Below are 7,924 nucleotides of genomic sequence, written 5' to 3'. Positions count from 1 at the left end.
TTGAGTACAATATCCCCGTGCCGCTCGCGGCTGTTTTCTGGGGCGATGGCGTCGGGCTGGACTCGTCGTCGGAACCGCTCGCCCTCGCGACGCGCACGCTCGACCAGATACAGGTCTGGGAACCCCACAGGCCGTATCTCGATAACTGCGTGCGTCCGCGGCTCGGCATCTGGCGCGAGGGCGCGCCCGTGGGGCCGGAGAACCTGCTGCTGTCCTATCAGTCCATTCGCCTGTTCCCCGCGGTTCCGGCCGACACCGAAATCGTGATGGAGAACTTCGCAGCGCAAGGTGGATTCCGCGTGTCGGCAGTTCGCACGCGAGAAGGCGATGTCCGGAACGTTCGTATCCGGAGCCTGCTCGGGGGAGACTGCCGCGTCGCGAATCCGTGGCCGGGGCAGAGGATGGCCGCGACCACGAGTGACGGACGCGAGGTCGCGCGCACTGCCGCGCCGCACGCGCATCTCATCTTCACGACGCAACCCGGCGGGCAGTACGAGCTGCGCCTGCTATGAGGACCGCGCGGAGCGGCGTTGGCGTCGCCGCGCGGCGGGGTGCCCAAGCCCCTTCGCGACCTCCGCGACATGCTCGGGCGTGAACCCGAACTTCTCGAAAACAGTCTTGCCGGGCGCGCTGGCGCCGAACGTCGTCATCCCGACGATCGCTCCCTCGCAGCCGACGTAGTGTTCCCAACCCAACGCGATCCCCGCCTCCACCGCGACGCGCGCTTTCACCGCACCGGGCAGAACGCTCTCGCGGTAATCGGCGGGCTGGCCGTTGAACAGCTCCCAACTCGGAAGCGACACCACTCGCGCGTTGATGCCGTCCGCGGCGAGCTTCTCGGCCGCCTCGAGACAGACGTGCACTTCCGAGCCGGTGCCGATGAGGACGACTTCCGGAGTGCCGTCGCCGGATTGCCACAGCACGTACCCGCCGCGGCGCAAGCCTTCGGCGGGGGCGTACTTCTTTTGATCCAGCACCGGCAGGTTCTGGCGGCTGGTGATGATCACGGTCGGCCCGTCAGCGTTGGCGAGCCCGGCGCGCAGCGCCTCGGCGGTCTCGTTGGCATCCGCGGGGCGAATGACGGTCAGCTTGGGCACAGCCCGCAGGTTCATCATCTGCTCGATCGGCTCGTGCGTGGGCCCGTCTTCGCCGACACCGATGCTGTCATGGCTGAAGTTGAAAATCACTCTCGCTTCCGACATCGCGGCGAGACGCATGGGTGGGCGCATGTAGTCGGCGAAGGCGAGGAAAGTCGCGGTGTACGGGATGACGCCGCCGTGCAAGGCCATGCCTACGGCAATCGAGCCCATTGCATGCTCGCGCACGCCGAAGCGCATGTTGCGGCCGCTGTGATCGTCGCCCAGGAAGTCGCCGGCACCCTCCATGATCGTCTTGGTGCTGGGCGCGAGGTCGCCCGCGCCGCCCATCAGGTTGCTCACGCGCGACGCCAGCGCGTTCAGCGCAACCCCGAACGCGCTGCGCGTCGCAAGGGGCTTCGAGTCGGGCGGGAACAGGTTCTGTAGTCCTTCATCCCACCCCGGCGCCAGTTCGCCGCGCGACTGTGCCTCGAACTCGCGGGCTTCTTCCGGATACTCGCGGCGGTAAGCGGCGAGCTTTTGCTGCCAGGCCTCTTCCGAGTCGCTGCCGCGTTCCACCGCCTGGCGCATGTGTGCGGCGACCTCGTCGGGCACATGGAAAGTCGGTTCCTGCGGCCAGCCGAGCTTCTCCTTCGCGGCGCGGACGTTGTCCTCGCCCAACGGCTCACCGTGCACCTTGCCGGTGTTCTGCATCGGGCTGCCGTAGCCGATGATGCTCTGGCAGATGATGAGCGAGGGGCGCGCCGTGTCGGTCTGCGCTTCCGCGATCGCGGCGTGGATTCCGCCGAGGTCGTTGCCGTCCACCGGCCCCAGCACCTGCCAGCCGTAGGCGTCGAAGCGCTTGCCGACGTCCTCCATGAAGCACGGATCGGTGCTTCCCTCGATCTGGATGCCGTTGTCGTCGTAAAGGTAGATCAACTTGCCCAACTTGAGCGTGCCAGCCAGGCTCGCCGCCTCGGCGGACACGCCTTCCTGGAGATCGCCGTCGGAAGCGAGGGCGTACGTGTAGTGGTTGATGAGTTCGTGGCTGGGCCGATTGTAGCGGGAGCCGAGCCAGGCCTCGGCGATAGCCATGCCGACGCCGTTGGCGAATCCCTGTCCGAGCGGGCCGGTGGTTAGTTCCACGCCCGGGGTCAGGACGGACTCCGGGTGGCCTGGGGTCTTACTGCCCCACTGGCGGAATCGCTGCAGCTCCTCCATCGGGAGGTCGTACCCGGTGAGGTGGAGCAGCGCGTACAGCAGCATCGACGCATGGCCGGCGGACAGGAGAAAGCGGTCGCGGTCAAACCAGGCCGGATTCCGCGGATTGTGCTTCAGGAAGCGGTCCCACAGGACGTACGCCATCGGCGCCGCGCCCATCGGGGCGCCCGGGTGCCCGGACTTCGCCTTCTCGACGGCGTCAACGGCGAGGAAGCGAATCGTGTTGATGCAGAGGTGATCCAGTCGGGTATCGGCGGCCATCATTCCTCTCTTTGTCTGCCAGTGGTGTCGGGGACACGTCCGCCGTATCTTCGCCGCCGCCGGCCCGGAGTCCTCGGCGGGCCGCGCAGGTCGGGCGGGCGCAGCCGTAGTCCGGCGGCGGGGCAACAGACTTGTGATTCCGCTCCGCCTCTTGCGCCGCGGGTATCCCTTGTTGCCCGCCGAGAAGCGGAGATGATTCTCCCGACGCGCGGGGCGCCTCAGGTGTCCCTAGCGAGAGGAAGCACGAGGAGGCAGGTAGGCACTCGGGCTGCGAGCACCCCATCAGGCTGTGTGCCCCCGGAATCGCCGCCAGGGCAGGCCGCGGCCGGCGCGATCAGCGCGGGACCGTGGGCACGTCGATGTGCGATGCGTGTATGCGGTCGCGATGGAACCGCAGACTCGGCGGCGCACCTGCCGGGACGGCAAAGTGATCTTTGTCGGCTCCGCCGAGCGCGACGCGGATCGAGTGCCCCTGCTTGAAAAGGTACGAGGTCGGCATCAGGTCGAAAACTAGCTCCGCCGTCTCGCCGGGCACCAGCGGCATTGCGTCCTGCCGCTCGAAGGTGCGGTACGGTGTGATCTGCCGGTAAGGAGGTTCCCGTTCGCTCAGCGTCCGGTGAATCGCTCTGAGCCCTCCTTCGGTCACATAGGTGACGTTCCCGTCCTCCGCGACATCCTCCAGGTAGACGAAAAAGTTCCCGTCGGTGGCGGTCGAACTGGCATACAGCGTCATCACGGGATGGCCGGTGACCTCCGTATCTCGCTCCAGGGGCTGAGACGTGTAGGTCAGCAGCTTGTTGTCCTGTTCCGCCCGGTCAGGATACCGCGTCGCGTCGGGCAGCTCGTCAAGCAAGCTCTCCCAGCGCGTGAGGCGCCCGCTGCCCGCGGAGTAGTCAACGCGGTAAGTGTCGTATCCGTTCGCAGCGTCGGGCTTATCCGTGCTGAGCGAGTTGTCTTGCCTCAAGTAGTATGTGGCCATGCTCGTCTGCGGCGGCGGCCAGGAGGCGGCATGTTTCCACCGGTCTTCGATCATCGTGTAGTATCGGACCGGCTCCTCGTCCGCGATACCGGTGTCAACGCCCTTGAGATGATAGTCAAAGAACCTCAACAGTTCAGCGGTGTGATCGAATCTCGCAATGCTTCTGACGGAGGGGCTGATGTTGTGTCGGCCGGCGTGATCCCAGGGACCGATGATCAGTCTGCTGCCAGGGTTACTCAGGGTGAGGAACCGCTTGATGGCCGCGTGGGCGTACGCGCCGTCGAGCCAGCCGCTGTAGCTATAGATGGCAGCGCGAGACGACTCGATGTCCTGCTTGTGGGCATGCGGACTGAAGCTGTCTATGGTTACGGGCCATTGGTAGGGCAGGGCATCGTCACGGTAGGTCAGCGTGAGTGCCATCTCATAGACGTTCCAGTTGCGGACATGATCGCGGACCGCAGCCGCCAGCATGGAGCGGTCTCGATCCGCGTCAACCGGCCTGACGCCTCGCAGCAGCAGCTTGGTCATCCAGCCGCCTAGGTCGCCGACGGCGTTGCGGTCGAGGGAGTCGACGGCGCTGCCCCAGTTCTTAAGGAACCACGTCAACGGGATCCCGCCCGGACACACTATGTCGGTATAGGTGTCGAATAACATGAATTGCGGCGCGATCGCGTTTACTGCCGGGTGTTTGTTCGCCAGCAGGAGTTCGGCCGCGCCCGCATCGTAGGATATGCCCAGCGCCCCGACCTTGCCGTTCGACCACGGCTGTCGAGTAATCCAGTCCACTATCTCCGCGGCGTCCTCGACTTGTTCGGTCGGATATGGCCCAACTCGGTGGCCGTACGACGCCCCGGTGCCCCGGACGTCAACGCTGACCCAGGCGTAGCCTCGCGTGACAAAGCCCTTACGCGTACCCAGAGCTGCATAACCGTCAGCGGGGACAAGCAGACCGGCCGGCCAGCGCAAGTCCATCCGGCGGAAGTACCGGGTCTGGTGAAGGATCGTCGGTAGCTTCTCCCCTTCGCCCACTTCGTCCGGCAAGTAGAGATCAATCGCAATCCTGACGCCGTCGCGCATGGTGAGGTACGAGGACTGTACGCTCATGCCTTCGCCCTGCGGGTGAGCGATCGCCAGGTAACTCAGGAATGCTCCTGCGGCGAGCAGGAGGAGGACGATCAGCCCGACGACCAGCAGCGCCGTCCACCGCAGTATGCCTCTGCTTCGACGCGGAGCAGCAACTCGACGATTTGCCTTCTCGCTCGCATTGCTCATCGCTTTCTCACTCTCATGATGATTTTCGCGCAGGTCGCTTTCCGGCGCCGAGGTGCGATTTCACCGCACGCTGGGCTAGGCCTTGCTTTCGCAGGCCTCGCAGAAGACTCCTTCACCCAGACGCGACGCCGCGAACGAATCCGTGCATCCCGCGCAACGTGCGCGATCTGAGATGATGCGCTGTTGGGCTGAAAGTCATCTCGGCGAATCCCGGGGACAGACGACTTATGGAGTCGCCGGGATTTCGCGCAATGCGTTCGGAGTGAATGTCATCCCCGCGGTTTCGCTCGTGTTGCAGGTCGCCCGGGGTCGAGCGCTGAGGGATTCGCGCGCCGGCGTCGCACCCCCGAGGTGAAGCCGGCGCGGCGGACTCGCAGGGCGGTCAGAGGAGCACCCGTGGGTTGCTTGGAAAAGGTTGTGAGTCGGCAGTCGGCATAGTGAGTCAGCGAAGATCGAGCCTGCTGCGGGCTCATGCCGTGCTGCCGACCGGGAGAGGAATGTGGGTCACAGGGATACGCGAATGGGAACCGAGCGATTCGTCGTAGAGGGCACGGCCAAGCGGCGCGACGCGACGCTGACGGTCACGGCGCGGAACCAATTCGACTTCGAGGGCGTGTGGCTCCGCGGCAACTTCCACTGCCACGTCGGAGGACCGGAACATGCGGGGGCGGTGCGCGATTGGTATCGCGACCGCGGCTTCGATTTCCTCGCCGCGACGGATCACGACGCGGTCACCGCGTTTCCACCGGAGCAGGATGGATTCATTACACTGCCCGGCTCGGAGATATCCCACGCGCACGTGGTGGGGCTGGGGCTGCGCGATGCTCCCGCCGCTCAGCCGCGCACGGTCGAGGGCATCGCCGATATCGTCGAGGCCGTTCGCGCCCAGGGCGGCGTGGCCATCCTCGCGCACCCACATTGGTCCGGCTGGCGCTGGGAGGAGCTGCGCGCGGCAGCCGAGGCGGGGATAGAAGGCTTTGAGGTGGTCAATGCGATCTGCTACGGCATCAATGGCAAGGGGCGCTCGGATCAACTGTGGACTCTGTTGCTCGACCGGGGCTACCGGCCTTCTGCGATAGGCAGCGATGACGCGCACAGTACCGAAGACCGGTTCGCCGGCAAGGGATGGACCGGCGTGCTCGCGGCGCAGCGCACGCCCGAGGCGGTGCTGGACGCCGTGCGCGAGGGCCGCACCTATGCCTCCGAGGGCCCGCAGCTACGCGCCATCCGCTGGCAGGCGCCGGGCACGGTTGTGGTGGAGTGCTCGCCCTGCGCGGCGTGCCACTTCATGTCCAACAGCGGCGGGGCGCGCACGCGCTTGGCCTCGGAGCCGTCGGGCCAGAGCGACCATTTCGAACTCGACCTCGCGACCGAGGGCTACCGCATCGGCGCGTATCTCTCCGTTGTGATTGAAGACGATCGCGGCCGGCGAGCGTGGTCCAGTGCCATGGATGTGGAAACCAGCATGGTTGACCGCTGAGTCTGGGAGGCCCGGCGCATCCCGAGGACACACGACGTGATTAGCGAGGGGCCGGGCTGATAGTGGTGCAACCTGACGACACCACGGATTGCGCGCATCGTGGCGACCGCGGTTGCACATCACATCATCCGACGCGGTAACGGTCGGATGGACGTCTTTGTCAGTGACGCCGGCCGCGCCGGTGCGTTCAGCCGATTGCCGCGTCATCCTCGGCCTGGTAGACCGCCGCGGTCCCGCGCGGAAGGTCGGCCATGTCAAACGCGGGCTCAAACGACTCGGCTAGGGCGACGTTCCTCGCCACCTCCTCGGGCCAGCGCATGCCCACGTTGGCGACGTGCGCGCGGCTGTCCGAGAGCACGTACTTCAGCGCCACGTCGTACAAGTCGTGAGCATCCTGCCAGCGCGGGGCGATGTGCGGTGCGAGTCGCTGGAAGATGCCCGACGTCACCGGCCGCATCACCGCTACGCCCATGTCCATCTCGCGCGCTTCGTTGAGCACGTGGTGCGCCGCCGACTGGTAGATCAGGTTGTACCGCACCTGCATCATGTCGAAGCGGCCGGTCGCGATGAGCGGCTTCGCGGTCCACGGTTCCTCGACGGTGAACCCGAGAAAGCGCACCACGCCCTTCTCGCGCAGCCTCTCCAGCGCGTCGAGCAGGCCGCCGTCGATGATGTGGCGGACCTCGCCCTCGGTGTACATCCCGCCGTGGAACTGGATGATGTCAATCACATCTGTCCGCAAGCGGCGGAGCGATGCTTCGACGCTGGCTGTAACCGTTTCCGCAGAGGCGTCTTCGCCGTAGCCGACTTTGGTCGCGAGAACGAACTCATCGCGGCGCCCTTGCGCGGCCTCGCCGATGATGGATTCGCTGTTGCCGTCTCCGTAGCTCGGCGCGGTGTCTATGTAGTTGATGCCCGCATCGAGCGCGGCGCGGATGGTGCGGATAGCCGTCGCGCGACATTCCGGCGTGAACGGGTCCCATTCGCGGGCGCGATTGACGCCGCCGAACGGATACCCGCCGAGGCCGAGTCGCGTGACCTCCAGCCCGGTTCTGCCGAATTGCACACGAGGTATCATGGCCATGTTATCTCCCTGCACGCGATTGCTGCCCGGCGGCGCGTGAGACGATGAGGTAATTATCGTGGCCGGGCACGACGATATCCGCGACGGCGGCGATGTCATCTATCGTGCGAGCGGCCAATTCGAAGTCGGCGGAGTTGAAGTACCCGAGTCGCGCATCCCAGAAATCGCGCGTCATCACCGCATCGCCGGCGATCACCACGGACATGCCGCCGCAGTCGAACCGGAGACTGTGATGTGTCGCGGTATGTCCCGGCGTGTGCATCACCTGGATTGCGTCGAAGATGAGCTGACCCGCTGCCGTCACCTCTCTGGTGTATGAGTGCGACCGATTGACGGCGGCGGCCACTGCCGGAGCCGCCCACCACTGCGCATTCGGGAAATGCCGGAGCCCGGCATGATGATCGCCGTGCTCGTGGGTGAAAAACACGGCATCAACGTCGCTCGCGCGCAGGCCGCTTCTCCGATCAAGCTCCGACGCCATGCGATCGGCGTCCTCACCCGACGGGTCAACCAGTAGGCGGAACCCCTCACCGGTTATCAGGGTAGTCGTG

At 65.8% G+C, this 7,924-nt stretch carries 6 protein-coding genes; 2 read left to right on the top strand and 4 right to left on the bottom strand.

Annotated elements, in window-relative coordinates; all coding sequences use genetic code 11:
- Positions 1-512 (top strand): hypothetical protein (locus tag JSV65_04780; protein ID UCH35668.1); only part of this gene is annotated, 512 nt, incomplete at its 5' end.
- On the opposite strand, the gene tkt is transcribed toward JSV65_04780, so the two are convergent.
- Together tkt and JSV65_04770 are read right to left on the bottom strand one after the other, a co-directional pair.
- Positions 507-2,558, bottom strand: a complete 2,052-nt coding sequence (gene tkt, locus JSV65_04775; protein ID UCH36702.1) for a transketolase — start codon at positions 2,556-2,558, stop codon at positions 507-509. The two genes, JSV65_04780 and tkt, sit on opposite strands and share 6 nt — an antisense overlap.
- A 334-nt stretch (positions 2,559-2,892) precedes the next feature.
- On the bottom strand, positions 2,893-4,641 hold the full coding sequence (locus JSV65_04770) for a CocE/NonD family hydrolase (GenBank protein ID UCH36701.1): 1,749 nt from the start codon (positions 4,639-4,641) through the stop codon (positions 2,893-2,895).
- A gap of 688 nt (positions 4,642-5,329) precedes the next feature.
- Between JSV65_04770 and JSV65_04765 the strand changes: the two genes are divergently transcribed.
- Positions 5,330-6,289, top strand: a complete 960-nt coding sequence (locus JSV65_04765) for a CehA/McbA family metallohydrolase (protein ID UCH35667.1) — start codon at positions 5,330-5,332, stop codon at positions 6,287-6,289.
- Positions 6,290-6,476: 187 nt separating this feature from the next.
- On the opposite strand, the gene JSV65_04760 is transcribed toward JSV65_04765, so the two are convergent.
- Together JSV65_04760 and JSV65_04755 are read right to left on the bottom strand one after the other, a co-directional pair.
- Positions 6,477-7,367, bottom strand: a complete 891-nt coding sequence (locus JSV65_04760; GenBank protein ID UCH35666.1) for an aldo/keto reductase — start codon at positions 7,365-7,367, stop codon at positions 6,477-6,479.
- Positions 7,368-7,374: 7 nt separating this feature from the next.
- The coding region (locus tag JSV65_04755) for an MBL fold metallo-hydrolase (protein ID UCH35665.1) at positions 7,375-7,924 on the bottom strand (550 nt) is incomplete at its 5' end.

This window comes from Armatimonadota bacterium, from assembly GCA_020354555.1.
Taxonomy (GTDB): Bacteria; Armatimonadota; Hebobacteria.
This window is presented reverse-complemented; position numbering and strand designations above follow the sequence as displayed.

What these genes read in the sequence shown, in the direction of transcription:
- tkt (UCH36702.1), bottom strand. Translation starts at nt 2,558, where the DNA reads ATGGCCGCCGATACCCGACTGGATCACCTCTGCATCAACACGATTCGC.
- JSV65_04770 (UCH36701.1), bottom strand. Translation starts at nt 4,641, where the DNA reads ATGAGCGTACAGTCCTCGTACCTCACCATGCGCGACGGCGTCAGGATT.
- JSV65_04765 (UCH35667.1), top strand. Translation starts at nt 5,330, where the DNA reads ATGGGAACCGAGCGATTCGTCGTAGAGGGCACGGCCAAGCGGCGCGAC.
- JSV65_04760 (UCH35666.1), bottom strand. Translation starts at nt 7,367, where the DNA reads ATGATACCTCGTGTGCAATTCGGCAGAACCGGGCTGGAGGTCACGCGA.